General features: G+C 41.4%; 20 protein-coding genes. 7 read left to right on the forward strand and 13 right to left on the reverse strand.

What is annotated here, in order from left to right; genetic code table 11:
- The 4 genes from bamA to AC1XUE_RS23335 all read left to right on the forward strand — a co-directional run bounded on the left by bamA (position 1) and on the right by AC1XUE_RS23335 (position 5,786).
- On the forward strand, positions 1–2,589 hold the full coding sequence (gene bamA / locus AC1XUE_RS23320; RefSeq protein WP_483358402.1) for an outer membrane protein assembly factor BamA: 2,589 nt from the start codon (positions 1–3) through the stop codon (positions 2,587–2,589).
- 50 nt (positions 2,590–2,639) lie between these two features.
- A complete protein-coding gene (locus AC1XUE_RS23325; RefSeq protein ID WP_483358403.1) occupies positions 2,640–3,251 on the forward strand; it encodes an OmpH/Skp family outer membrane protein in 612 nt (203 codons plus the stop codon).
- Positions 3,252–3,261: 10 nt separating this feature from the next.
- The gene (locus tag AC1XUE_RS23330) at positions 3,262–3,903 is read left to right on the forward strand and encodes an OmpH/Skp family outer membrane protein (RefSeq protein WP_483358404.1); all 642 of its coding nucleotides are present in this window, start codon (positions 3,262–3,264) and stop codon (positions 3,901–3,903) included.
- Between the two features lie 284 nt (positions 3,904–4,187).
- Positions 4,188–5,786: a hypothetical protein gene (locus AC1XUE_RS23335; protein WP_483358405.1), complete on the forward strand. Its 1,599-nt coding sequence runs from the start codon at positions 4,188–4,190 to the stop codon at positions 5,784–5,786.
- Positions 5,787–5,821: 35 nt separating this feature from the next.
- Here AC1XUE_RS23335 and AC1XUE_RS23340 read toward each other — a convergent pair whose 3' ends face one another.
- Both AC1XUE_RS23340 and AC1XUE_RS23345 read right to left on the reverse strand, forming a co-directional pair.
- Positions 5,822–6,616 carry a lipoprotein signal peptidase gene (locus AC1XUE_RS23340; protein WP_483358406.1) on the reverse strand — a complete coding sequence of 265 codons (795 nt, stop codon included), beginning with the start codon at positions 6,614–6,616 and terminating at the stop codon, positions 5,822–5,824.
- A 56-nt stretch (positions 6,617–6,672) separates the two neighbouring features.
- Positions 6,673–7,875, reverse strand: a complete 1,203-nt coding sequence (locus tag AC1XUE_RS23345; protein WP_483358407.1) for a proline dehydrogenase family protein — start codon at positions 7,873–7,875, stop codon at positions 6,673–6,675.
- 186 nt (positions 7,876–8,061) lie between these two features.
- Between AC1XUE_RS23345 and AC1XUE_RS23350 the strand changes: the two genes are divergently transcribed.
- Positions 8,062–9,156: a chorismate mutase gene (locus AC1XUE_RS23350; protein ID WP_483358408.1), complete on the forward strand. Its 1,095-nt coding sequence runs from the start codon at positions 8,062–8,064 to the stop codon at positions 9,154–9,156.
- 61 nt (positions 9,157–9,217) lie between these two features.
- Here AC1XUE_RS23350 and AC1XUE_RS23355 read toward each other — a convergent pair whose 3' ends face one another.
- From AC1XUE_RS23355 to AC1XUE_RS23365, 3 genes are all read right to left on the reverse strand, one after another.
- Positions 9,218–9,796, reverse strand: a complete 579-nt coding sequence (locus AC1XUE_RS23355; protein WP_483358409.1) for an SGNH/GDSL hydrolase family protein — start codon at positions 9,794–9,796, stop codon at positions 9,218–9,220.
- A gap of 76 nt (positions 9,797–9,872) precedes the next feature.
- Positions 9,873–10,610: a LytR/AlgR family response regulator transcription factor gene (locus AC1XUE_RS23360; RefSeq protein WP_483358410.1), complete on the reverse strand. Its 738-nt coding sequence runs from the start codon at positions 10,608–10,610 to the stop codon at positions 9,873–9,875.
- A complete protein-coding gene (locus AC1XUE_RS23365; RefSeq protein ID WP_483358411.1) occupies positions 10,607–11,680 on the reverse strand; it encodes a sensor histidine kinase in 1,074 nt (357 codons plus the stop codon). Before AC1XUE_RS23365 ends, AC1XUE_RS23360 begins: the two co-directional genes overlap by 4 nt.
- Before the next feature lie 318 nt (positions 11,681–11,998).
- On the opposite strand from AC1XUE_RS23365, the gene AC1XUE_RS23370 reads away from it, so the two are divergent.
- Complete coding sequence (locus AC1XUE_RS23370; RefSeq protein ID WP_483358429.1) at positions 11,999–14,905, forward strand: TonB-dependent receptor domain-containing protein; 2,907 nt, start codon at positions 11,999–12,001, stop codon at positions 14,903–14,905.
- A gap of 69 nt (positions 14,906–14,974) precedes the next feature.
- Here the strand turns inward: AC1XUE_RS23370 and hemC are convergent, their stop codons facing one another.
- From hemC to AC1XUE_RS23405, 7 genes are all read right to left on the reverse strand, one after another.
- The gene (hemC, locus tag AC1XUE_RS23375; RefSeq protein ID WP_483358412.1) at positions 14,975–15,907 is read right to left on the reverse strand and encodes a hydroxymethylbilane synthase; all 933 of its coding nucleotides are present in this window, start codon (positions 15,905–15,907) and stop codon (positions 14,975–14,977) included.
- 114 nt (positions 15,908–16,021) lie between these two features.
- Positions 16,022–16,924 carry a 30S ribosomal protein S6--L-glutamate ligase gene (gene rimK, locus AC1XUE_RS23380; RefSeq protein ID WP_483358413.1) on the reverse strand — a complete coding sequence of 301 codons (903 nt, stop codon included), beginning with the start codon at positions 16,922–16,924 and terminating at the stop codon, positions 16,022–16,024.
- A 39-nt stretch (positions 16,925–16,963) separates the two neighbouring features.
- The gene (locus AC1XUE_RS23385; protein ID WP_483358414.1) at positions 16,964–17,440 is read right to left on the reverse strand and encodes an ATP-dependent zinc protease family protein; all 477 of its coding nucleotides are present in this window, start codon (positions 17,438–17,440) and stop codon (positions 16,964–16,966) included.
- Between the two features lie 62 nt (positions 17,441–17,502).
- Positions 17,503–18,621: a DNA polymerase III subunit gene (locus AC1XUE_RS23390; protein WP_483358415.1), complete on the reverse strand. Its 1,119-nt coding sequence runs from the start codon at positions 18,619–18,621 to the stop codon at positions 17,503–17,505.
- A 46-nt stretch (positions 18,622–18,667) separates the two neighbouring features.
- On the reverse strand, positions 18,668–19,876 hold the full coding sequence (locus AC1XUE_RS23395; protein WP_483358416.1) for a putative sugar nucleotidyl transferase: 1,209 nt from the start codon (positions 19,874–19,876) through the stop codon (positions 18,668–18,670).
- 128 nt (positions 19,877–20,004) lie between these two features.
- Positions 20,005–20,256, reverse strand: coding sequence for a type B 50S ribosomal protein L31 (locus AC1XUE_RS23400; protein WP_115830902.1), 252 nt, complete (start codon positions 20,254–20,256; stop codon positions 20,005–20,007).
- 120 nt (positions 20,257–20,376) lie between these two features.
- Positions 20,377–21,288: a TIM barrel protein gene (locus tag AC1XUE_RS23405; RefSeq protein WP_483358417.1), complete on the reverse strand. Its 912-nt coding sequence runs from the start codon at positions 21,286–21,288 to the stop codon at positions 20,377–20,379.
- Between the two features lie 472 nt (positions 21,289–21,760).
- Here AC1XUE_RS23405 and AC1XUE_RS23410 point away from each other — a divergent pair, with 472 nt between their 5' ends.
- Positions 21,761–24,205: a ribonucleoside-diphosphate reductase subunit alpha gene (locus tag AC1XUE_RS23410; protein ID WP_483358430.1), complete on the forward strand. Its 2,445-nt coding sequence runs from the start codon at positions 21,761–21,763 to the stop codon at positions 24,203–24,205.
- 134 nt (positions 24,206–24,339) lie between these two features.
- Here AC1XUE_RS23410 and AC1XUE_RS23415 read toward each other — a convergent pair whose 3' ends face one another.
- Positions 24,340–25,917, reverse strand: a complete 1,578-nt coding sequence (locus AC1XUE_RS23415) for a DUF4394 domain-containing protein (protein ID WP_483358418.1) — start codon at positions 25,915–25,917, stop codon at positions 24,340–24,342.
- Positions 25,918–26,211: the final 294 nt, after the last annotated feature.

Genomic DNA, 26,211 nt, shown 5'->3' on the forward strand with positions numbered 1-26,211 from the left:
ATGAATCTTGTGAAAAATTTGAGTAAATCATTAGCACATCGTAGTGGTATCTTGTCCGTCATCATGCTTTGCTGGCTCTTTCAGGCAAATGCTCAGCGTGTAGGACTTGGGGGTAATACACCAAAATCAACATCTTCTTCTTCTATTTCTTTTGACGCTGCAGATCCTAAGGAGTATACCATTGCGGAAGTTACCGTATCGGGTACTCAGTTTCTGGATCCCAATTCAATGATCTCAATTTCAGGGCTAAAACCTGGTGATAAGGTAAGAATTCCTGGTCCTGCAATTCCTTCCGCAGTGAGGAGAATGATGGATTTCGGAACTTTGGATGACGTAGAAATTATGGCTACTAAAGTAGAAGACGAGAAAATCTGGCTAAATATTCACATCAAGGAACGCCCGCGTCTCAACCGGGTATCTTTTGCCGGAATCAGGAAAGGCGAGCGAGAAACGTTGAATGATAAAGTAAAGCTGATCAAAGGCCGTGTAATTACACCTACGGTAATTAAAAATACACAGCTGATTATCAAAAAGTATTATATGGACAAAGGTTTCTATAACACGAAGGTAAAAGTGTTACAGATACCAGATTCTACAAGAGGACAAGCTACACTTAATTTTACCATTACGAAAGGTAAAAAAGTGAAGATTGAAAAAATTGATATTCAGGGTAATACTGCCATTAGCAGTCGTACGCTGAGAAAAAAAATGAAAGGTACCAAGCAAAAAATGCTTGGGCGACTTTTCAATCCTTCGAAATATATTCCCAAAAAATATGAAGAGGATAAGGAGAAGCTGATCGCATATTACCGTAAGAATGGGTTCCGTGATGCGGTTATTGAATTTGATACGATCCGCAATAACGGCGAAACGATTAGCGTGGAAATGCGGATTGATGAAGGTATCAAGTATTTCTATCGCGATATTACATGGTCTGGTAATTACCTGCATTCTTCTGCAGAACTTGGAAATATACTGGGAATTAAAAAAGGGGATGTTTATAATCCGGAAGAACTGGATAAGAAAATCAATGGTATTCCTGGTGCTGACGTAAGTTCCATTTATATGGATGACGGATACCTTTATTTCCGTATCGATCCGACTGAAAAATCTGTTGAAGGTGACTCTATCGATATAGAGCTACGTCTCTATGAAGGAAAGCAGGCAACAATTAACCGTATCTTACTGAATGGGAATACAAAAACAAGTGACCGTGTAGTATTGCGTGAATTGTCTACACTTCCGGGACAAAAATTCAGTAAAACTGAGATTATTAACACACAACGCCAGCTGTCTCAAATGGGCTATTTTGATCCGGAGAAAATCCAGATCAATCCAATCCCGAACCAGTCTGATGGTACCGTGGATATCGAATATACAGTGGAGGAGAAACCGTCTGATCAGATCGAACTTTCAGGAGGTTGGGGTGGATACATCGGTTTCGTAGGAACGCTGGGTCTGGTGTTCAATAACTTCTCTTTGAAAAACATTCCGAACCGTGAGACATGGAGACCGCTTCCTTCCGGAGATGGACAGAAGCTCTCGGTGAGGTTCCAGGCGAATGGTAAACAATATCAGACGTACTCTCTATCGTTCAGTGAGCCATGGTTGGGTGGTAAGAAGCCAATCAACTTCGGGGTTTCGCTACAACGCACCGTATATCGTATGACTGACTTCCGTTCTATTTATGGAATGCCTACCAATGGCGGAGGATTGAATTACAGAGGTGGTTACTTTAATAATGGTATTACGGTTTCTCTGGGACGTCGTTTAAAGGAGCCGGACAGAAATCTGGTTATGACGCATGCTTTGTCTTACCAGCGTTATCGTCTCGATAGTCTTGATATCTTCCGTATAGGATATAGTAGTGGTATATCTAATAATATTTCTTTCAACACCACGATTTCAAGAAATACGCTGGACAACCTTCAGTTCCCAAGAAGAGGTAGTAACATGTCTTTGAGTGCAACATTTACGCCGCCGTATTCAGCTTTAAGAAAGAAAGAAATTACAAATATTACAGATACCTACAAATGGGTAGAATACCACAAGTGGATGTTTGATATGAGTTATTTTGCAACCATTACAGGTAAACTTGTATTAAGTGCCCGCACGCACATGGGATATCTGGGGGCTTATAACCAAAAAGTTGGATATAGTCCGTTTGGTAGGTTTATCGTAGGGGGATCTGGCTTGGCAGGACAAGGTTCTTTCTCACTTGCTGACCAGGATATCATAGGTCTCAGAGGTTATGAAGATCAAAAAGTAGGTCCGCTTGCACAAAACGGTTTCCCTGCGTCTGGTGGTGGTATTGTGTACAACAAGTACGTGATGGAACTTCGTTACCCTGTTTCGCTTAATCCACAAGCTACCATCTTTATACTTGGATTTGCCGAGGGTGGTAATAACTGGGGAACCTATAAAGAGTTTAATCCATTTGATCTGAAGAGATCGGCTGGGGTAGGAGCACGTATCTTCATGCCTGCATTTGGTTTGCTGGGTATTGACTGGGGGTATGGATTTGATAAAATTCAGGGAAAAACCAGTGGTGCGCAATTCCACTTTACAATTGGTCAGCAGATCAGATAATATTGTCGGATAGATTTCGTTAAAGGGGTGCAAAATATTACCCACATAACATGAAGAAGTTTTTAATTTTACTAGTTTTGTCACTGGTTGCTGTAGTGCCTGTCTGGTCGCAGAAGTTTGGTTACACTGACATGGAATACATCACCAGTAAAATGCCGGAATATCAGCAGGCCCAGGCTGAGATGAAGAAATTTTCAGAGAAGTGGGCAAAGGAAATTCAGGATAAGTATTCGGAGATTGATAAGATGCAAAGAGCCTACATGGCTGAAGAGATGTTACTGACTGATGAACTGAAAAGAAAGAGGCAGAATGAAATTAAAGAGAAAGAGCTGGAGGCAAGAGAATATAACAGTAGAATTTTTGGAATGGAAGGTTTGCTGTTTCAGAAGAAAAAGGAATTGATGAAACCTGTCATGGAGCGGGTGCAAAGAGCAGTTTCAAAAGTATGCAGCCAAAGAAGATTGGATTTTTTAATAGATAAGTCGAGTGATTCCGGCCTTCTTTACACCAATCCGAAGCATGACTATTCAGATTATCTGATTGAAGAACTAGGCATTGAGTTGAAACCCAAAGCTGCCGGAAAAGAAAAAACAGCAGCTGCCGATGTGGCGCCTGCCGGCAATACCCCGAAACAAAAAAGTACAACCAATAAACTCAAATAAGTAAAAAGCAATGAAACAAAAATTGATAGCGTTTTTGGTCGTAATGACCTTCGTTAGTGCCCCTCTGTTAGCTCAAACAACCCCTGCAAGCGGACTTACAAAAATTGGATATACCAATGTTGACTATATAATCGACAGATTACCTGAGGCTAAAAAAATGCAGAATGAGCTTGAAGTTACAAAGGCTCAACTGGACAAAAGCATGGGTGATATGATTAAGGAAGCTCAGGAGAAATATGAAGCTTATCAGAAGAACGGCGCCAATATGACTGATGTCATTCGTGCTGATAAAGAGAAAGAGTTGCAAGGACTTCAGACTCGTATTCAGGAGTATCAAACAAGTGCTCAAACTTCTCTTCAGAAAAAGCAACAGCAATTGATCGAACCGATCCTTACCAAAGTGAACGATGCGATTCAGGCTGTAGGAAAAGAAAACGGATACCTTTACATCCTGAATATGGATGCAGGACAAGGTACTACTCCAGTGATCCTTTACGTAGGATCTGAAGAGTACGCAGTATCTAACTTGATTCTTAAAAAATTGGGTGTGGATCCTGATAAAGTTGAAGCTGCTCCTGCTGCAACAACTCCAGCTGCAACACCGGCAGCAAAGCCTGCTACTACCCCAGCGGCAACGCCTAAGAAAAAATAATTAGTACCTGTAAAAGGATTGATGCCGGAGAGTAGTCTTCTTGAGACTATTCTCCGGTTTTCTGTATAAATAGGGTTTTGTAAAGCAGTTTCAGTGTTTGATCAATTAGCAGAATGTTTTATACTGGTCTGAAAAAAGTCCAAAATGAAAGTTTGTTAACTGCGAAATATGGTATCATTTGGAATTAGGTTCGTATTCTCAGGGTTAAGTATACAGTAATTGCTAATTTTGCGTTAAGATCAATGTGTCAATTAATCCATAGGATAAATCATATTTGCGACGTTATGGTTGTAAAAAATATTTACAAAATATTGTTTGTTCTGGCGATCGTTTCCAGCGTATTACCAGCCTCAGGTCAGGACAATTCCAGAACCCCCGTTGCTCCTCTACAAATTATTTTCCCCAAAGAAGCCGATTGGAATGTATTGGATGAAGGAAAAGAAATCAACTTTCATTTGCAGACAAAAGGAGGCAAGGGAGATTCCGTCAGATATAATATAGTAAGTGGGCTGGCCAAAGACATGAAGTTTGACTCGCTTGGTCATTTTGTATGGATACCGGGCTATGATGTGGCTGACAGGATCAACACTACTAAGTTTTTTCCTGTCGTTTTTGAAGCGCAGGGGCTGAGTGGGGAAACGGCATCACGCGAAATTATCTTCAAAGTAAATCATGTGAACAGGCCTCCGCAGGTGGATGAGCTGAAGCCTTTTTATGTGCAGTATAAAACGCAGAATTTGTACCAGATTGATATGAATTCCGTGCGTGACCCTGATGGAGATCCGGTTGTATTTATTCCGATACTGGATGGAGGAATGCCTGAGGGAATGAAGCTTACCGCAGGAGGTGAAGTGATCTGGGAATTGTCTACGAAGCAGTTCAATCTGTTGAAAGAAGGACCCCGCTATATGGAGTTTTATGTAGAGGATCAGCCATCCAAGGCACGTACAAAGGGAAGACTCAGGCTTGAAATTACACAGATGGACCTGGCTCCGGATTTTACAATGATTCCTCAGAGCCCAGTTGTAAGAAGCGCTGAAAATAACCGGATTAATCTAAGATTCTCGCTTTCCGATCCAAATGGAGAAGATGATATAGCTACTTTTAATTTTATCTCGGAGAATAAAAATGTTCCCAAAGAAGCGTTAGTCAAAAATACTCCAACCAGTTATGAATTTATCTGGGAGCCGGGATTTGAGTTTGTAAAGGATCCTTTTGATTCCCTTGCATTCAATATTACCTTTTATGTACTAGATAAGTCTCAAAATAAAAAAGAAAAAACGGTACGGTTTGTCATCATGAATACAATCGATGAATCGGAGAGAGATGAGTATGTATATGCACTTTATAAAGGAGCTTTAGTTAATGCCTGGGGATTACTAGAGCAAATGAGGGAGAGAGAAAGCGATTTAAAGAGAGCTTATACGCGTGCTAAAAAGGGAAAACGTAGCAGATCACTTCTGAATGCATCCCTCGGAGCCACAACAGGTTTAGCTCCGGTAATTGCCACCGATGATCCTAGAACCAGAGGCTATATTACAACGATTGGCGGTACGACTGTGGCAACAGTAGGTACATTGGAAGCAACTGAGGTAATAGGCAGATCTACGAACGGTTTACTGGAAAGATTTAATTACGTGGTTCAGAAGAAAAATGAACTGCAAAATAAGGGTGACGTATTTGCCAGAGAATATGCACAGAAGTCATCCAGAAGAGCACCTGATTTCATTAAGAAGTTGGATGAATTCAAGGGGCTTATGAACCTGAGTGGTTTGGTAGCACTGGAGTTGGATGCTAATTGGGAGAATAAAAGAGAGGCTACAGATGCTGCTCTTAAAAAGAGCTTTAAAGATTTTATGCCTTATTCAAAGGATGAAAATTAAAAGAAATATCATTTCTGTTTAAACAAAAAAGAGAACTATATGTTCTCTTTTTTGTTTTCGTCATTTTCTGCTTCACCCATTTGTTCGGGATTAAGAGGATTGTGTGTAATGATTATTTCTTCATCAGGAGTAGTACTGCTATGAGTCGTTGGTTCTTCCGGAATTGGGTTGGTCACAACTTCAGAATTTGTATCAATGTCATTTGGTTCGGGCTGCGGACCGTGATCTTCACTTTCAGATTCTTCATAAGCAGGATGAAAACTGCCCTGAAATATCAATATGCTGCATACGCCCACAAAGATGCAGGAGTCAGCAATATTGAAAATCGGAGTGGAATAATATTGTCCCCCCCATAGTGGCACCCATTCAGGAATAAATCCTTCCCAAAAGTCAACAAAAATCATATCTATCACCTGTCCGTGGAACCAGGGGGTTGGAGATCCATAGGGTGCGTTATCCAGATATACACCGTAAAATGTACTGTCTATCACATTGCCAACAGCGCCTGCAAGGATCATAGACAAAGCCAAAAGTAACCCCTTGGCCGCACCAGCTCTTGCAAGATGCACCAGATACCAGCCTATAGCACACATCGCCACAAGTCGGAAAAGCGTAAGAAACAACTTACCATATTCATGGCCGAGCTGCATGCCGAAAGCCATACCTGGGTTGAGTACGTAATGTAATTTAAACCAGTTTCCGATCAGTGCGATCTGGCCGGAGAAGCCTGGTTCCATGTATTCATGCACCAAAAGTTTGGAAGTCTGATCAATGAAGATCAGCAATAAACTGAAAACTAAATAAGGGACAGGATTTCTCGACTGATTCATTCGGTATATAAGAACAATTAAAATCTATAATTCAGAACGCTAAAATAGGAAGATAGTTATAAAGAACTGATTCCCCGTCTCTTCAATTCACTTTTTACCATTAGAAATTCACGACTGCTTTGTCCGGCAATGGACGTGTTTTCTTCAGCACGACGTATCAAATAAGGCAACACAGCGCTGATAGGGCCATATGGGACATATTTTGCCACATTGTAATTGGCTTTTGCAAGGTTGAACGATATGTTGTCGCTCATACCTAATAACTGGGCAAACCATATCCGCTCATCTTTTCTTTCAATACCCAGTTTTTCCATCTTTGCAGCGCAGTATTGGCAACTGAATTCATTGTGTGTACCCAGGCAAACAGATATTTGTTTCAGGTTCTCAATAGAGAAGTCAATAGCTGAATTGAAGTCAGCATCAGTAGCTTCTTTGCTTGCATGTATAGGATTGGTATATTCATTTTCACGCGCTCTGAGTTGTTCCTTTTCCATATAGGCCCCACGTACCAGTTTCCCTCCCAATATGTATCCTTTTTGGCGTGCTTTCAGATAGGCACCCTTAAGCGCTTCAAGCGTATCGTGTCGATAAAACTGGTAAGTGTTATAGACAATAGCCGATTCTTTGTTGAATTGAGCCATCATTTCATAAGTCAGCTCATCGATAATTCCCTGTATCCAACTTTCTTCCGCATCAACAAAAATCCGGACTTTCCTTTGGTAGGCCTGTGAGCAGAGGAGCGTCATGCGTTCTTTTGCACGTTCGAATTGTACTCTTTCAGCGTCATTAAGGCTGTCTTTACGCTGGACTTTTTCTAAAATCTCAGCAGAGGCAATTCCCGTGACCTTAAATACAGAAAATGGTACATGGCCGGATGTAGCCGCTTTATCTATCGTTCTCAGAATTTCCTTTGCTGTTGCTTCAAAGCTGTCTTCGTTGTCCTCGCCTTCAACAGAATAATCCAAAATGGTTCCTATTCCTGACTCTGCTAATGAGGTAATGGTAGCGTCGCAGTCTGTAATCGTCTCACCACCACAGAATTGTTCAAAAATTGTGGCTCGAATGAGATTTTTTATAGGTAAGTTAAGTTTTAGTGCAAGCTTTATAAAAAAAGTGCCTAAATTTACCACCCGGGCTTGATTCATGAGGTTGAATAACCAATAAGTTTTACGTAAGCGAGCGTTGGATTTTGAGCCAAAAGCAATAGAGGTGTCTTCAAAAAATACAGGTATTTTGTCTTTTGGTAAAGGATATGCCATTTTGCGAAGGTTTTTTCCTGAGTAAGGCTTTCAATAATTTAAAACTAAATCGTTGAAATAAAAGTAAAACGTATAAGAAGTAAACTTAAAAGTTGCTGTCAAATGTACGTCAATCCCTGAAATACGCATAACACAAATCGGAAATATTCCCATTATCTATTTTTTATTAAGGACAAGTTTTTGAATATGAATGCTTCTTTAGATATCCAACCGCTTAGCAGCTGGATCAATACCGAAGGAAAGCCTTTGGTAATCGCCGGGCCTTGCAGTGCAGAGACCGAGGAACAAATGTTAGAAACCGCAACCCAGATCAAAGAGGAAGGATTTGCGCATGTATTACGTGCGGGAATTTGGAAACCAAGAACACGTCCAGGTAGTTTTGAAGGCATGGGTGAGGCTGCTTTGCCATGGCTGATAGCTGCGAAAAAAGAAACTGGTTTGCCGGTAGCGATAGAGGTTGCTAATCCACAGCACATTGAGCTGGCTCTTAAGTATGGAGTAGACATTCTTTGGATCGGTGCGAGAACTACCGTGAATCCATTTAACGTACAGGAACTTGCTGATGCATTGAAAGGTGTAGATGTACCTGTATTGGTCAAAAATCCTGTAAATCCTGATTTACAGCTTTGGATTGGTGCCTTGGAGCGCCTTAATCAGGCTGGAGTTACGAAGCTGGGAGCTATTCACCGCGGTTTCTCCAATGCGCAGGAAACGAAGTTCCGTAATTCACCGATGTGGAACATCGCCATCGAACTGAAAACTTTATTGCCAAACTTGCCGGTAATCGGTGATCCTAGCCACATGGCAGGAAAGCGTGCTTATTTGTACGAAGTGGCACAACGTGCTCTGGATTTAAATTACGACGGTTTGATCATCGAATCACACCGTGAGCCGGATAAAGCTTGGTCCGATGCTGCACAGCAGCTTACGCCTGCTGCATTGGGTCAGATGTTACATGATCTTCACGTTCGTAAAGAATCTTATGGCAGCGATTACCAGTCTCAACTGGAAGTGGTTCGTGGTAAAATAGATAACCTTGATCGCGAATTACTTGAAAACCTTGCAGCCCGTATGTCATTAATTGAGAAACTGGCTGAATACAAGCGTGACAACAATGTTGCAGCGTATCAGGTTGATCGTTTCCGTGAAGTATTGGAGACGCGTGCAGGATGGGGTAAAAGCCTTAATCTATATCCAAACCTTGTTGACGAATTGTTTAAATTGGTACACATGGAATCTATCCGTAAGCAAACGGAAGTGATGAACCAGGTAAGTGCTTAGTTTATAAAAGTTATATTGATAAGCAGGGCGGTTTCGAAAGAAGCCGCCCTGTTTTGTTATATCAGATATTTTTCCTGACCAGTACTTTACGAATCTCCGCTGCCCAAATCTTATAAGCTTCGGTATTGAGATGTGTCTTGTCTACTGCATATTCAGCTTTGAGCCCCGTACTGTCAGCAATGAGTGGGTTGATATCAATGTATTCGATATGGCGTTGTTGGCAGTACCGGATCAGAAAATGATTCAACTCCGTAACCAGTGCCTGGCTCACGGGGTCATTTTGTTCGTATAGTGTTAGTGTAACAATAGGCTGGATCTGGTTCTTAGTAAGATTGTCAAGAATGAGTTTGTAATGCTTTTGTATTTGATCCTGACTGACACCTACCGTGATGTCGTTGATTCCACCCATTACGAAACATACCTTGGGCTTGTGATTAATCACCATAGATTCCATTGCATTCAGAAAATGATAAGTGCATTGGCCAGGCAGTGCTTGGGTAAGTACATCAGTTCGGCCCAGTAGTTCTACCCATTTTCCCTGAGCAGTAATAGAATTTCCAAACATAATAATTTTCGGATTTCCTTTTACCAACACAAATGCCTGGAAGATTTTATCTCTGTAAATGTAGGATAAAGTCAAAAAACCGATTAGGAACAGACAATTGAGAATGACCGAAATGGTTAGATATGTCTTTTGTTTTACCACAGCAAATAGTTTACATCCACTTGCTTAAGAACTGGTTGAAGCTTTCTTTATACTGGTCGCTGACGGGAATTGTAGTGGATCCGATTTGAATTGAATTACGTGTCACAGCTCCAATCTGATCCAGATTCACAATAAATGAACGGTGAATGCGCATAAAACGGGCTGATGGTAATTTTTCTTCCAGGTGCTTTAGGCTGGTTAGGGAAAGAATAGGTTTTTGACCTGATTTCAAATGCACTTTCACATAATCCTTAAGACCCTCCATATAAAGAATATCATCATATGCAATCCGAACCAGCTGATATTCTACTTTCAGAAAAAGATACTCATCCTTAGTTTCTGGCGCAACAGGGCTCTGAGATGCTTTACGAACCAGCTCGACGTATCCTTTGGCTTTGGTTGCCGCTTTTAAAAACTCTTCGTAGTTAAATGGTTTCAGGAGGTAATCCAGTGCATCGACTTTGAAGCCATCTAGCGCATACTGGTTAAAAGCTGTGGTGAATACAACTCTTGGAGCACTGGGGCCGGCCCTCTCAATGACCCTGGCCAGTTCTATACCGGTAAGATCAGGCATCTGAATGTCAAGGAAAACGAGATCAATCTGCTGGTTGTGTATTACTTCAAGCGCTTCCACTGCACTTGAAAACTTGCCAGTCAGTTCCAGGAACGGAGTTTTCTCTACAAATGAGGCAACGAGACCAAGTGCGAGTGGCTCATCGTCAACTGCAATACATTTTAGGGAACTCATGCGGTTTCCAGTTCAAGGTGTACTTCAAATTCTTTTTCTTCTTTATTTTCTTTCATCCTTAGAGAATACTTTCCGGGATACAGCAAGTCTAGGCGTCGCTGTGTATTAGAAAGTCCTATGCCGTTGCTTTCATCCAGTGTTGCTCCTTTTTCAGGGAAAAGAGTGTTTCTGACTTCCACGAAAATTTTATTCTCGGTTTGTTTGATACGAATATCAATGTTACTTTTTTCAACTGAGCTAACGCCATGTTTAAAAGCGTTTTCAATAAATGGAAGGAAAAGCATCGGGGCAATACTCACGTCGTGAAGTGGTACTGGTGGAGATAGTCTCACTGTAACCTTATCTGTAAGCCGGAGTTCCATGAGTTGAATGTAGTCCTGGGCAAAAGCAATTTCCTGACTAAGTAACACAGTCTCATTTTGTGTTTCATACAATACGTAACGCATAAGCCTGGACAACTTATGAAGTGCCTGCTGAGCCGCTTCAACATCTATCACTGTAAGTGCATAAATGTTGTTCAGCGTATTAAAGAAGAAGTGAGGATTGATCTGGGCTTTCAAAAAAGAAAGTTCTGAGTTGATTTTATCCTGTTCCAGTTCCTGACGATACTGTTTGTCACGCTGTACATTCTGTACGGCTGCAATACTGGTACTTATGCCAATGACGATCAGAGCAGTCAGTAGTGAAAAATAGTCGAGTTTATCTTTCGGCTTTTTAGGGCGGGTCATATCATCATGCGCTTTCCGCCATGCCTTGTCCATTTGTTCCCTGTGATTAATGGCCGTTTGCATCTGTTCAATGGTAACAGCAAGGATAACAACGGAGACTATATTAAAAAGTATGAATTTAAGATACCGGTTACGGGCCAGGAAACGTGGAAACCAGAAATAGACATTCAGATAAAAAATACTGACAAGCATTACAAACAGTACAAACTGCTTGATCCAGAAAGTATTAGGTAGTTGTATTTGCCAGCTGAGTGGTTGCCACATCAGAAAAAGGGCTAAAAATCCCCAGCCCAATAAATGCAAGACAAAACGTGGATATTTTCTGACTTCTTGGGAATCCATTTTAGATTTTTTAGAGTGTCGCACGGTATATGCAATTACAATCTTAGGAGATAAAATTCAAAGCACATAATTCACTCGATCAAACTTCATAAAATGTCGACAGGATTGCCAAACTGATCTATGAGGCTAGTGGTGACAATATTGTTTCATCGTGAAAGATAGTGTGAAAATGAGACAAGTCTGTTTTTGATTCATCGTGTAAAACGTGGAGTTAGTCGGTTTAAGTATCCTTTCCATCTAACGCGTTTAGAGAAGTGCCGGCCAGTGATTTATTTTGATATTGTATTTATACTTTGTTCGATGATTCCCATGAAAATGATGAAACGATTTACATCCCTGTTATTAACCTTAACCTTACTATCATCAGCCTATGCCCAGTTTCCCGGAGGCGGTGGTGGAAACCGTGGCGGCGGAGATTTTGGACGCCAACGGCAGACCACAATCCCGGGTACCACGGAGGATACACCTAAAGGAAGTGGCAAAATTAAGGGTGTTTTGATTGACTCTACAACTAAACAGCCAGTGGAATTTGCAACGTTGGCATTGGTAGATGTGAAAACAAATAATCCGGTTGATGGTACTACTACAGATGAAAAAGGAGCTTTTACACTTACTAAAATTGCAGCTGGAAATTTCAAAATTCTGATATCTTTCATAGGCTACAAAACCAAGACCATCAACGACATAAAAGTAGACAGAAAAACAGATCTGGATCTTGGTTCCGTTGTGCTTACTCCTGATGTAGTTCAGCTTAGGGAAGTTGAAGTGGTGGGAATGGCGCAAATGATTGAGGAAAAGGTTGATCGTCTGGTTTATAACGCTGAGAAGGACATTACGAGTAAAGGCGGAGATGCATCGGATGTGATGAGGAAAGTGCCGATGCTGACAGTTGATCTGGATGGAAATGTATCTTTGAGAGGTAGTTCTAATGTACGGGTTCTCATTAATAATAAGCCTTCTACTATTATTGCGACAAGCGTAGCAGATGCTTTAAAACAGATTCCGGCTGATATGATTAAATCTGTTGAGGTAATTACTTCTCCCTCGGCACGCTATGATGCAGAAGGTTCAGCAGGTATCATCAATATTATTACAAAGAAAAGCACCATTCAGGGTGGAACGCTCAATCTGGATACAGGTATTGGGAACAGAGGATCTAATTTGGGGCTTCGAGGTAATTACCGTATAGGTAAAATGGGATTCAGTTTAGGCGGTTTCGGACGATTCAATTACAATATGCCAGGTAGATCGGAGAACCTTCAGGTTGGTAAAATTGATCCGTTTACTATTCGTCAGACCAGTGAATCTGATAATAAAATGGCATTCGGATCTTACAACTTTGGTTGGGATTATGAGATTGACTCAAAAAGCTCTCTTTCGGCGGGCGTGCGTTATGGAATGCGTAACCAACGTAATACACAGGAACTGACAACATCAAGAACTGTAGGTGATTCAATCACAAATAGTTTCCGTAATGTAAATTCGAAGGATCTTTCCGGAACATGGGATGTGAACCTGGACTACATCAGAACATTGAGCAAACCTAATGAGGAATTAAGTATCTCTGGTCAGTATAGCCGTAACAACCGAACAAATGATTACGATGCCAATATCTTCGCTCAGTCAACTGCGCAGCAAATGGAATCATTGGGTGTAGAATCAAATGATAACAGCAGCCACAATCAGGAAAGCACGATTCAGGTGGATTACCAAACTCCGATTGGAGATAACCAGTTGCTGGAAGTAGGTGGAAAAGGGATTTTCCGTCAGGTAGTCAGTAATATTCAATATGGTGGTTTGATCGGTTCCCGGCCTAACAGTATCTTGGATTACGATCAGAATGTCGCTGCAGGTTATTTCTCTTATACCTATACAACTAAAAGCAAATTTACGCTAAAAGTTGGCTCACGGTACGAATATACAAGCATTGATGCAGTAGAAGGCGAGCAGAGAAGAAACCTGAATCTGCCTGCATATGGTAATCTGGTTCCAAGTATCAATTTATCTCAGACATTCGGCAAAGGACAAACCATTAAATTGGGTTATAACCGTCGTCTGCAGCGCCCAGGTATTCAATTCCTAAACCCTAACGTTAACTCTGCCAACCCGACCAACATTACGTTTGGGAATCCGGAACTTGATCCGGAACTGACAGATCAGGTTGAATTAGGAACGAGTTTCTTCAAAAACTCTCTGTATATCAATGTATCTACATTTGCTCGTTTTACCAATAACTCTATCGAAAGTATCAGATCTACGGATTCAGAAGGGGTGATCAGCACTACATATGGTAACATTGGAGAAAAGCAGAACTATGGTGTAAATGTATTTGGTAACATGACTTTCTTCAAAAAGTGGCAAGTAGGTGGAGGATTTGATGCTTACTACGCAAATCTTGTAAACAAAGGCACTAATTCCAGCAATAGTGGATTTGTATTAAGCGGTCGCTTCAGAACGGGTCTTACTATCAGAAATGGCTGGGGATTACAGGCAGGAGGTTTCCTTCGAGGTCGTGAGGTGCAACTTCAGGGAACTCAGGCTGGTTTCCGTATGTACGACTTTGGTGTGAAAAAAGATTTCAAAAACAAACGTGGAAGTATCGGATTCGGCATGGAAAACTTCTTAGCGCCAAGATTTGCCATGAGAACCAGCCTGGAGACTGACGCGTTTACACAGAACAATACTAACTTCCTTTATAACAGAGGTTTCAGAGTGAATTTCTCGTATCGTTTGGGTAAAATGACCTTTACCGAACAAAAAACAAGAAGAAAAAAATCGATCAATAATGATGACCAGAAAAGTGACGGTGGCGGTATGGATGGAGGAATGCAGCAAGCGGCTCCGGCAGTTACTACACCTGTTATCAGACCTGCAGCCGGAGGACGGCCTCAGCAGGGAGCTATGAATGCAGATAGTTCTGCAAGACCGGCACGACCAGAAGGTTCTTTTAACAGACCAGTATCTGCCGACTCAACTACAACGCCTTCGGTTCCGGCTCAAACAGATTCAACAGGAAAAGTTATTCCAGCACAGTCTGATTCTACAGCAAGACCTGTAATGCCAGTAACGCCAGTATTGCCGGATTCAACTGCAAGACCTGCAGTTCCCGGAACACCGGCAGTGTTACCTGATTCAACTGCAAAGCCAGCTGCACCGGTTAAAACTGATTCAACAGCCATACCTGTGAAACGTGATTCTACAGGGACACTTCCAGGAGGCAACTAGGTGTTATTGAATATTAAAAAACCTCTTCGGCGCGATCCGAAGAGGTTTTTTTGTATTTGGTATTTATGATTATTGCGCTTGGTTACGCCTGATATCGCTTAGGATACGATCAGCGCCGGCTGCTATCAGTTGTTCGGCAAGCTCAAAACCAAGTGCTTCTGGAGATTCTCCCTGCCCGGTTTTTTCAAAGCGCAAAAGCTCTCTTCCGTCCAGACTTACAATTCCTCCTGAGATATGAATATCATCATTATTGCTTATAGTTGCCAGGCCAAATACGGGAATACTGCAACCACCATGAAGTCTATTCAGAAATGAACGTTCGGCACGCAAACAGATGGAAGTAGGTAGATGATTAAGCAATTTCCGAAGTACCTCTTTTTTTGCATCATCCAGAGATACCGCGTTTTCAACGGCGACACTTCCTTGTCCCACAGCTGGCGTGAACTCGTCGAGCTTCAGATACTCTGCAATCTTGTCGTCGTATTCCATACGATGTACACCCGCGTAAGCAAGTAATAATGCATCGCATTGCCCTTCTTCCAGTTTTCGTAATCTGGTTTGAAGGTTTCCACGCATGTCGACGGTCTTGACATGCGGATAAAAGTGTTTCAACAATGCGATCCTTCTGGTAGATGACGTTCCTATAACGAATGGTTTTCCACTTTGAAGCGACAACTCAGTATTATGACTTACCAATACATCATTTGTCTTTTCCCGTTCGGTAAACGCCGAAATTTCGAAATCAGCATCCAGATCAGATTGTAAATCTTTGGCACTATGAACGGCAATATCTATATCTCCACTTCTTAATTGGTCTTCCAGTTCCTGGGTAAATACACCTTTGCTACCAATTTTTGATAAAGAACGATCAAGTATTTTGTCTCCTTTGGTTTCAATAATGACAATTTCAGTTTCAATACCACCTTGCTGTAAAAGATTCTCAATGTGGTAAGCCTGCCAGAGGGCAAGTTTGCTGCCCCTTGTTCCTATTTTTATTTGCATGGAAATTTTAAAGCTGTTAGCTAGAGACGGTCCGTCGTTAGCCAGGATTTTATATCATCTTCAAAGATTGCCATTTTGATCTCCATAATCAAACAGAATTATCATTCAGCTTAGTTACACACCTACTGTATCTCCCTCGTCGGTAATAATTTTATCTTCTATATAAGAAACGATTAGAGAAGCCACATCAATACCGGAAATTTCTTCAATACCTCTGAGGCCGGGAGATGAATTGACCTCCATCACCAGCGGGCCACGTTCAGACTGCAACATATCCACACCGGCAATTTTAACACCTAATGCTCTTGCTGCAGCAATGGCGGTTTCTTCTTCTTCGGGGGTAAGTTCAATTTTTGAACCTTCTCCTCCTCTGTGAAGATTGGAGCGAAAATCGCCATCTGCACCTTGTCGTTTCATCGCAGCTACCACTTTGTTACCGATTACAAATGCCCGGATATCTGCTCCTTTCGATTCAGCAACATATTCCTGAATAAGAAAATTAGCTTTGAGACCATAAAATGCTTCAATGGTAGACTTCGCGGCCTTGATGGTTTCGGCAAGCACAACACCTACACCCTGCGTACCTTCCAGTAATTTGATAATAACAGGAGGGCCACCAACCAGTTGTATGAGCTCAGTCACCTGCGTCGGATTTTTTGCAAAGATGGTTTTTGGGATATCTACGCCTGACCTGGCTAATACTTGCATGCTGCGAAGTTTATCGCGTGACCTTAATATCGCCTGTGATTTTACGGTTGTAAAAACTTTCATCAGTTCAAACTGCCGAACCACCGCGCAACCAAAAGCGTTTACAGATGTACCGATTCTTGGTATCACTGCATCAATCCCTTTCACAGCTTTACCCTTATATATGATTGTGGGCTTTCCTCCCTCAATCATGACGAAACATTTGACGTGGTCGATAACAACGGCCTTATGGCCTTTTTGCCTGATTGCTTCTACCAAACGACGTGTGGAGTATAACTCCGGATTGGTAGACAGGATGGCGATTTTCATATAAACTGAAATGTTATTAATTAAGAGCAGAGGATTTCTTTAAAGTCGTGCCTGATCCGTTAATGACTCCTGGCTGATTTTGTTTTTGGAACGTTTAATCGAAAGGTCTTTTTGCGCAACATCGATAATAAAGCGTCCTTTGAGAAGCTTTCGGCCCAGCAATATCGGATAGCTCATTTTTTTTCGATTGGCAAGTGTGAATTCAGTTCTGATTTTTCTGCCAAAAATTTTGATAGTGGTTTTGATCACATATCGTTTCTCTTCTTTTCCGGAAGAATTACGCACAATTGTTTCTTTGAAGTTCTTTACAGTAAAAGATTGGGGTGGCGCACCTCTACGGGCATCCAGGTAAAATCTGAGAACGGTTTCATTATTTTCGGTAATTAGCTTTACTTTAGAACAGTGGATGGATGATGTGGTAGCTCCCGAATCTACGCGGACAGGAACCTTATACCAGCCCAACTCTGGCAGGTCCACGATATCGGTTGCACCAATAATTTCAATAGGATGCTTCATCGGATGTGATATCCTTGATTATATCTGGTGATAACTTTGAATTCCATGTTTCAATTGTATATCTACCTGCGCTGAAAAAATCGTGCAATAGTAAGCGACAGGTCCAGGAAAACCATTTTGGCTCTCACATTTCGCTCAATATGTATAAAGGCAATATTTACTTCCTGAATCATATTTTCAAGTGCTTCCAGATTGACGGCTTTTGAAAAGTTCTGTACGAAAGTAAGTTCTTCCTGTGGTACACGCAACAGCTCCCCGGCACCATGGCTCCATACAAGCATGTCTCGGAAAAGTCTGAGCGCATAATCAAGCAAACCTTTTTGTTTTTCCTTATTCATGGCATCGAACAGATCAGCTGCTTTTACAAGGAAACTGATATCTGATTTGTAACAGGAACGCATCCATTCTATAAACCACTCCGACCGGTCATCTTCCGTCTCTTTTACCAGTTGCATGGCTTCCGACAGATTTCCGTCAGAAAGATATACTATTTGATTGGCGATCTGATCACTAATCGACTTATTCCTTAGAAAATGCTTTACATCTTCATCTGAAAATGCGGGAATGACTATGCGCTGGGCGCGGGAAATAATAGTAGTAAGCAGCCTGTCGGACTGGTCGCTTACAAGAAGAAATAAGGTCTTGTATGGAGGCTCTTCCAGGATTTTCAGAATGGCGTTGGAAGAAGATGCGTTCATGATATCCGGCTTCCATATTAAGAGAATCTTATATTCACCCTCATAAGATTTAACAGAAAGTTTACGCAGGATTCCTCTTGCTTCCTCTACAGATATGTTGCCTTGTTTGTTGTCTGCATGGATATAGTCGAGCCACTCAGGTAATACGCGATATGGATTTTCAAGTACAAAGCTCCGCCAGTGCGCCAGGAAAGCTTCACTGGTTTTACCTTCTATTTTTTTTGAAGAAGCTATCGGGAATATGAAGTGCATGTCGGGATGAATCAGTTTGTTCATTTTGACACAGGAAGCACAGGAGCCGCAGGCATCATCAAGTCCACGGTTTTCGCAGTTGATATAGGTTGCAAAAGCAAGCGCCATAGCAAGCCCGCCGCCCCCCGTTGCACCGTCGAACAACTGTGCATGGGCCAGGTGGCTGGTTTGTACCGATCTTATTAATGTTGACTTGATATGATCCAGTCCAGGGATATCCTTAAATAGCACTTTGGTTTTATTAAGCTTTTTTCAATTTATTAATACAGAGAAGAGACTAAACAGTAATCACTTTCCCACGTTGTATTTCTGTTTGTTCGAATACCTCAGCCATCATGTTCTGGCGTACATCGTCAAAGGTCACATTTCTGCGGCTTACGGTATCTTTGGCTACAGCTACTGCTTTTGGAAATCGGTATTCCATAAATCCTTCTGCATGACCTCCCCATGAAAATGACGGGATATGTTTTGACTGAAACCCGGCCCCGAATACGTTGACACTTACTCCGACAACGGTTCCGGTGTTGAACATGGTAGAGATACCCGCCTTAGAATAATCTCCCATAAATAATCCACAAAACTGAAGACCTGTATCCTGAAGTGCCTGAGTAGCATAGCTATGCAACTTCACGTTTGTATGGTCGTTTTTGAGATTTGAATTATTCGTATTTGCTCCCAGATTACACCATTCACCCAATACGGAATTTCCCAGATAGCCATCATGACCCTTATTGCTATATCCGAAAATCACAGAGCCGCCCACTTCTCCACCAATTTTACAAAACGGGCCGATAGAAGTATTGACTCTGATCTTTGCATTCTGCGCGATGATGGAGCCCTCACCCATGGCAAAGGGTCCTTGTATGGCTGCGCCTTCCTGTATCATCGTATTTTTTCCTATATAAATGGGCCCATTTTCAGCATTGAGTATGGCTGCTTTGATAGTAGCCCCAGGCTCAATAAAAATGTTCTCAGGATTGTAACAACGGGTATAGGGATCTGTCAGCGGCTCCGACTTCCGCGTACTTGTAAGCAGGTTGAAGTCAGATTTTATTTCAGCACCGTTATTAGTAAAGATATCCCAGATGTTCCGGATCATCGTAAATGGTGCCTGATATATAACAGATGTCAGCTGTGATACATCAAACTGTGGTGTCCATTCAGGGTTAGTAGTTTTAACAGCCAGAATTTCATTTGCTGAGGAGTATAATACCGTTTCTACGGGAAGCTCAGAAATGGCATCTACTAAATTTTGATTAGGGCATAACGCGCCGTTAATGAATACATTATCAAATGATGTACTGATAGGGAAAGCAGCCGATAAATAAGCCTGTGTTAAAAACGAGGTTTGGGTAGAAAGCCATTTATCCCACTTTTCAGCTATGGTATCAATTCCGCATCGGATGGAAGCTACAGGGCGCGTGTATGTAAAAGGTAATAATTGCGTTCGCAGTGTTGGTTCGTCGAACAGGATGATGTTTGGCATAATAGAATAACAGGAGTATGTGTAGACCAAAGTTCGCCCATTTTTACTAGGGCACAAAAAAAGAAGCAGTCTCTTTTAGCTTTCGCCAGGAGACTGCTTCCTATCAATTTTTAACAAACATGTAAAGCCTAAGCTTCTTTTTGTCCGTAACGTTTTCTGAACTTGTCAACACGCCCAGCTGTATCTACAAGTACATTTTTACCTGTGTAGAATGGGTGTGACTGAGAAGAAACCTCAACCTTATATACCGGGTAAGAAGTGCCATCTTCCCAGGTAATGTTTTCGGTAGTCTCTATAGTTGAGCGCGTAATAAATTTATAATCGCTTGATAGATCCCAGAAAACAACGTCTCTATAGTTGGGATGAATATCTTTTTTCATTGGTATATGGTATTATGTGTTTCGATACAATTGTCAAAAAGGATTGCAAAAGTAATTATTTAAATTTATAGACGCAACTATGTGGTAATTATTTTATTACCGTTTTTATGCTTCCTAATACTACACCTCACTGAGTTGTTTTCTAAGTACTTCAATACCCGCTTTTATTTCATTGTCAAAATCACTGTATTTAAAACATTCAATAGATAATCCACCGTTGTAGCCTATTTTTTTAAGTGCACTCAGGTACGGTCGGAAATCATCACCTTTTACCCCGGGCGGTGTTCTGTCTTCCTTCTCAGCAATATGACAGTGAACGATGTGTTTACCGTATTTAACAATTTCATCCGGTGATTCATCTTCTTTTAACATGTGATAGATATCGCAAAGCAGCTTTACTTTTGGGCTTTTTACAGCTTCTACTACGCGTACACCTTCGGCAAGACTATTAATAAGGTTAGTTTCTGTACGATTAAGCGGCTCTATGGCGATGGTAACACCATATTTCTCTGCAAAAGGAGCCATTTTTTTAGTTACCGCAATATGTTGTTCCCACGCTTTTTCACGATCGAACCCTTCTGGTATATTTCTGGCTCCACCGCTTCCGAATACGATATAGTCGGATCCTGCCGCTTTAGCTCTCTTAAGTGCCAGCTCAGTACGTGCAAGTACACCTTCGTGGTCGGCATTGGGTCCTACTGTTTTCAGATCACCCGGCAGCAGAACCACATAAGACCATATTGGGAATTTCAGCTCATGAAGATGATGCAGATTATTATTAAAACCGGTTTCTCCATCTTTAGGTATAAGAAATCCACCCACCGACTCTTCTATATAAGTGTATCCTAAATCCCTCAGATATTTGGCATGGTCGTAGGAAGCAAATACGCCCAGGGATATTCCTTTCGGTTTGCTGACTTCCACAGAGAACCCGTTAGCCAGCAGTGCGGGACTCGTTGCAAGTCCTGCCGCTAAAGCTGAAGAATTTTTAAGGAAGTTTCTTCTTGAGGTATCTGTTCTTTTAATACTCATACTATTTGTTTTTACGATGGGCAACTTCTGCTTTACGATTGCCAAAAGGGGTATTTAACAGATACCTACCCTAATTTTCGCTATAATTTTCTTTAAGTTTTAAAAGTTGTTTTTTGCGAGAAGTATACAAAATGTTATCATTAATAAGCTGTAAATCAGATGTTAAATGTATTATGTCATTAGAAATGTTAACAAAAAAGTATAAACTATCAACTTATGATGACCGTAAAATAATTTTTGAAAATATCCTTTCATCATTCTGATAAGGTATGGTTTTAGTAATATCCTTGTTTATAGAATTTTAACAATTTCTTAACTTGTATTTTAGTGAGATGCTTCTTTTTTCCCGCTCTGATGCCGGTTGCGATTACCGATTTTTTGATGTTATTTCAACATCAAATCAGTTCTGATTCTTCATCGAAGTTCTACATATTAACATCACTGTTTTTCTTAAAAGATCAAATCTATGTCTATGTACGTCATCAAGCGTGACGGTCGCCGCGAATCGGTTAAATTCGATAAAGTGACTGCCCGTATAGAAAAGTTGAGCTATGGCCTTGACTCCAATTATGTTCAACCTGTTGAAGTAGCGAAAAAGGTTGTTTCGGGTATTTATGATGGTGTAACTACCGCGGAATTGGATAATTTGGCTGCTGAAACGGCCGCTTCGATGACTACAAAGCACCCGGATTATGCCATACTTGCTGCCAGGGTAGCTATTTCAAATCTGCATAAGAATACGTTGAAGTCATTTTCTGCAACCATGAAAAGGCTCTATACGTACGTAGATAGCAAGACCGGTGAAAATGCATCTTTGATTTCGAAAGAGGTATATGATGTGATCCGCAAGCATGCGTCTCTTTTTGATTCCACTATTATATATGACCGCGATTATGCATATGATTATTTTGGCTATAAGACACTAGAGAAGTCCTATTTGCTCAAAGTGGAGGGAAAGATCGTGGAGCGTCCTCAACATATGCTCATGCGTGTCGCAGTTGGAATTCATCAGGAGGATGTGCAGGCTGCGGTAGAAACATACCATTTATTATCTGAAAAATGGTTTACGCACGCAACGCCAACGTTGTTTAATGCGGGAACTCCAAAGCCTCAGATGTCATCTTGCTTTCTTCTTACTATGAAGGAAGACAGCATCAGTGGTATATATGATACCTTGAAAAGCTGCGCGATGATATCGCAGTCGGCGGGGGGAATTGGATTGAGCATTCATGATGTTCGAGCAACAGGTTCCTATATAAAAGGGACAAACGGGCAGTCTAACGGTATTGTGCCTATGTTACGGGTATTTAATGATACAGCCCGTTATGTAGATCAGGGTGGAGGAAAGCGGAAAGGCTCCTTTGCTATATATATGGAACCATGGCATGCTGATATTTTTGATTTCCTTGATCTTAAAAAGAATCACGGAAAGGAAGAGCAGCGTGCACGCGACCTATTTTATGCTTTGTGGATTCCTGATCTGTTCATGAAGCGCGTAGAGTCCAATGATACCTGGTCGCTATTTGACCCACATGAATGTCCGGGACTTTCAGATACGCACAGTGCAGAATTCGAAAAGCTGTATGAGCAGTATGAGCTGGAAGGCAAAGCGCGTAAGACAATAAAAGCGCAGGACTTGTGGTTTGCGATTATGGAGTCGCAGATCGAAACAGGCACACCTTATATGTTGTATAAGGATCATGCGAACAGTAAGTCTAATCAGAAAAATCTGGGTACTATCAAGTCGTCGAATCTTTGTACAGAAATTATAGAGTATACAGCTCCTGACGAAATTGCGGTTTGTAACCTGGCATCCATTGCTCTTCCAAAATTTGTGGAGCAAAGCACAGATGGGTTCATGCGTTTCAATCATCAGAAACTGTATGAAATTACGAAGGTGATCACCCGGAATCTTAACAAGATCATTGACCTGAATTACTATCCGGTTCCTGAAGCTGAGAAAAGTAATAAAAGGCATCGTCCGATCGGAATCGGTGTACAAGGTTTGGCAGATGCTTTTTGTTTGCTCCGAATGCCATTTGATTCGGATGAAGCCCGACAATTAAATAAAGATGTATTTGAAACCATCTATTTTGCATCTATGGAAGCTTCCATGGAGCTTGCCATGAAATTAGGCCCCTATGAAACCTGGCAGGGAAGCCCTATTTCACAGGGTATCTTTCAGTTTGACATGTGGAATGTGAAACCGGAAAGTAATCGCTGGAATTGGGAAAAGCTAAGAAAAGAAGTGGTGCAGCATGGAGTAAGAAATTCTTTACTGCTGGCACCCATGCCCACAGCATCTACCAGCCAGATACTAGGTAATAATGAATGCTTTGAGCCCTTTACATCCAATATATATGTAAGGAGAGTGTTATCAGGGGAATTTGTAGTGGTGAATAAGTATCTGCTCAAAGATCTTGTGAAACTGGGATTGTGGAACGAGGAGATGAAAAATAACTTGGTGCGCGCCAGTGGTTCGGTGCAACCTATTCCTAATATCCCTCAGCATATCAAGGATCTTTATAAAACAGCATGGGAAATTAAGCAGCGCAGTTTGCTCGATATGTCTGCAGACAGAGGTGCCTTTATATGCCAATCGCAATCTTTGAATATATTTATGGAAGAAGCGAATTTCGGGAAATTGACATCTATGCATTTCTATGCATGGAAGAAAGGATTAAAGACCGGCATGTATTATTTGCGGACCCGTGCAGCTTCAGATCCTGTGCAATTCACATTGAGCAAACAGGCAGAACCACAGCTTCAGGCTGCCACAATGGTAGTTGCAGAAAAAGAATTGAATTACGTTCAGTATGCAGAGGATCATACTAAACCCGTTGCTCCACGAGATAACAAAGCGGATATGCAATGTTCCCTGGATGATCCGGAAGGGTGCGAGGCCTGCGGATCGTAAAAGAATTTTGTCCCTGATCATAAATAAAATGGTCGTCACTTTCGGGTGACGACCATTTTTATAGGTCATGTATAGTGACTAAACAGGAGCACAAGATCAGGAACAATTCCTGATCTTGATGAACTGCAATTTAGTTATAGGTTAAATCCTAATGCAAAACCTTTGACAGGAGCTGGGAAATTTGAAGTTTTAGTAGCTGCACCTGTTGTCAGATTGATTGTATATAATCCGGTGTTACCACCTGTGGTAAGTAATGCATGACCTCTGCCGGATATACCAGTGATATCAAAGCCGTTGGCCGCATCTACCATGATACCCAAAGAGCCTACCTCCACCAGTACTCCTCCGTTTGGATTCGGATCTTGCTTGTATAGCTTACCCGTTTCACTATCGATATCAAAAAGTGTAGTTTGTGTTCCAGCGGTTAACCCTGTGTTGCTGTTGGTATATGCAGCACCATTAGCACCTTTCGAAGATCCGTTAAAAGTCAGAGGAGTATCTACTGTTGTTGCTCCGTCTCTCACATCAATACGCAGGTTTTGTCCTGTACTACTGATTATTCTAAGACGATCTGCAAAAGGATTAAAATCGACTCCAAAACTTGCACCAGCATCATTACTTAAAGGCACAGATAAAGTAGATTTAAGTACAACTTCTCCGTTTGAAAGATTTACAGTATATAATTTACTGTCACTACCCACCGCATACAGTGCGCCATCCACAGGTCTGAAATCCGCACCTACAACAGTAACACCTGCTGGTACTTTAATATCCTTAGTGATCACAGTGATTGCAGTACTTGTAGGATTAAATATGTGAAGTTTATTGTCGATTCCAATAGCATAGGCAACTGGCTGTGTAGGAATAGCAATTCCAATAATCTTATTTCCTGAAGGTAAATCTCCAAGTTTCTGCAACTTCCCAGTTGTTACATCCACAAAGTCAAGTTCCCATTTTCCTTCGAACAATACCGAAGCAATCGCATATTCTTTTCCATCATTTGTTTTCCATGGAGCAATATCAAACCCACCAACGTCAGTGATGTCCAATCCCAAGGGGCCAACCTCTTCCAGAATTCCGGCATTAGGGTCTTTCTGTAGGTATAATTTGTTTGCTACAGGATCAATATCATAAAGAGCTGTAGTGGCAGCTCCGGCAAAACTGTTTGTATAAGCAACAGCACCCACCGCTGGGTTTGGCACACCTTTAAGATCGCCATCTGTAGCTGCAAGAGCACCAGTTTCCGGGTGAAGACGTAAATTTTGTCCGGTGTTTGTGGTAAGGCGAATTCGATCAACAGTAGGGTTGAAATCGAAACCTACTGAACTGGCTGTAATGGCCGGACCAAAAGGAGCAGTACCGAGTGCAGTTGCCAATCCTGGTCTGGAGACAGTACTAAGGTTAATGTGATAAATTCTGCTGCTTTTTCCAACCGCAAGAAGCTGACCTGTAGACGGACGAAAATCTAATCCTGCGAGAACTTCACCTGAAGGAAGACCTTCTACATTAATAGTCCTTACTACATTAGCAGTATTTCTGACGTTCAGTTCGTAAATAACATTTTGGTCATTCAACGCAAAAAATGTTTGATCCGGTAATTCCTGTTGCATGGGTGGAAGCCGATGATCCTGGCAAGCCTGAAAAGATGCTCCAAGTAAAATAAGACCGAGAAGTGATTTTGTGGACCATTTAGGTAAATTGAAACGCTTCATAAGCATAATGATTAGATGAGTATAGAATTATCGATCTCATATACGATCCTTATCATCATTTAGATTATCCTATGCTATTTATTTTATCACTGGCTTGGCTTGATGGGTTTTCAGGATAAACAGACACGAACATTTAGGCACTATATATAATTGTAGCTTGGCATGTCTATGCTGAAAGCAGGCAACTGGTCTGGATGGTACGATTATCTATGCTATAAGAAGTGATGTTCAGCGTGCGATAGGATAATTATGCGGTAATTTCTCTACAGATAAAGGTTTCCTTAAAAATAACCG

Source organism: Dyadobacter sp. HNCC25DJ187 (assembly GCF_056895255.1).

What these genes read in the sequence shown, in the direction of transcription:
- bamA (WP_483358402.1), top strand. Translation starts at nt 1, where the DNA reads ATGAATCTTGTGAAAAATTTGAGTAAATCATTAGCACATCGTAGTGGT.
- AC1XUE_RS23325 (WP_483358403.1), top strand. Translation starts at nt 2,640, where the DNA reads ATGAAGAAGTTTTTAATTTTACTAGTTTTGTCACTGGTTGCTGTAGTG.
- AC1XUE_RS23330 (WP_483358404.1), top strand. Translation starts at nt 3,262, where the DNA reads ATGAAACAAAAATTGATAGCGTTTTTGGTCGTAATGACCTTCGTTAGT.
- AC1XUE_RS23335 (WP_483358405.1), top strand. Translation starts at nt 4,188, where the DNA reads ATGGTTGTAAAAAATATTTACAAAATATTGTTTGTTCTGGCGATCGTT.
- AC1XUE_RS23340 (WP_483358406.1), bottom strand. Translation starts at nt 6,616, where the DNA reads ATGAATCAGTCGAGAAATCCTGTCCCTTATTTAGTTTTCAGTTTATTG.
- AC1XUE_RS23345 (WP_483358407.1), bottom strand. Translation starts at nt 7,875, where the DNA reads ATGGCATATCCTTTACCAAAAGACAAAATACCTGTATTTTTTGAAGAC.
- AC1XUE_RS23350 (WP_483358408.1), top strand. Translation starts at nt 8,062, where the DNA reads ATGAATGCTTCTTTAGATATCCAACCGCTTAGCAGCTGGATCAATACC.
- AC1XUE_RS23360 (WP_483358410.1), bottom strand. Translation starts at nt 10,610, where the DNA reads ATGAGTTCCCTAAAATGTATTGCAGTTGACGATGAGCCACTCGCACTT.
- AC1XUE_RS23365 (WP_483358411.1), bottom strand. Translation starts at nt 11,680, where the DNA reads ATGGATTCCCAAGAAGTCAGAAAATATCCACGTTTTGTCTTGCATTTA.
- AC1XUE_RS23370 (WP_483358429.1), top strand. Translation starts at nt 11,999, where the DNA reads ATGAAACGATTTACATCCCTGTTATTAACCTTAACCTTACTATCATCA.
- hemC (WP_483358412.1), bottom strand. Translation starts at nt 15,907, where the DNA reads ATGCAAATAAAAATAGGAACAAGGGGCAGCAAACTTGCCCTCTGGCAG.
- rimK (WP_483358413.1), bottom strand. Translation starts at nt 16,924, where the DNA reads ATGAAAATCGCCATCCTGTCTACCAATCCGGAGTTATACTCCACACGT.
- AC1XUE_RS23385 (WP_483358414.1), bottom strand. Translation starts at nt 17,440, where the DNA reads ATGAAGCATCCTATTGAAATTATTGGTGCAACCGATATCGTGGACCTG.
- AC1XUE_RS23395 (WP_483358416.1), bottom strand. Translation starts at nt 19,876, where the DNA reads ATGCCAAACATCATCCTGTTCGACGAACCAACACTGCGAACGCAATTA.
- AC1XUE_RS23400 (WP_115830902.1), bottom strand. Translation starts at nt 20,256, where the DNA reads ATGAAAAAAGATATTCATCCCAACTATAGAGACGTTGTTTTCTGGGAT.
- AC1XUE_RS23405 (WP_483358417.1), bottom strand. Translation starts at nt 21,288, where the DNA reads ATGAGTATTAAAAGAACAGATACCTCAAGAAGAAACTTCCTTAAAAAT.
- AC1XUE_RS23410 (WP_483358430.1), top strand. Translation starts at nt 21,761, where the DNA reads ATGTACGTCATCAAGCGTGACGGTCGCCGCGAATCGGTTAAATTCGAT.
- AC1XUE_RS23415 (WP_483358418.1), bottom strand. Translation starts at nt 25,917, where the DNA reads ATGAAGCGTTTCAATTTACCTAAATGGTCCACAAAATCACTTCTCGGT.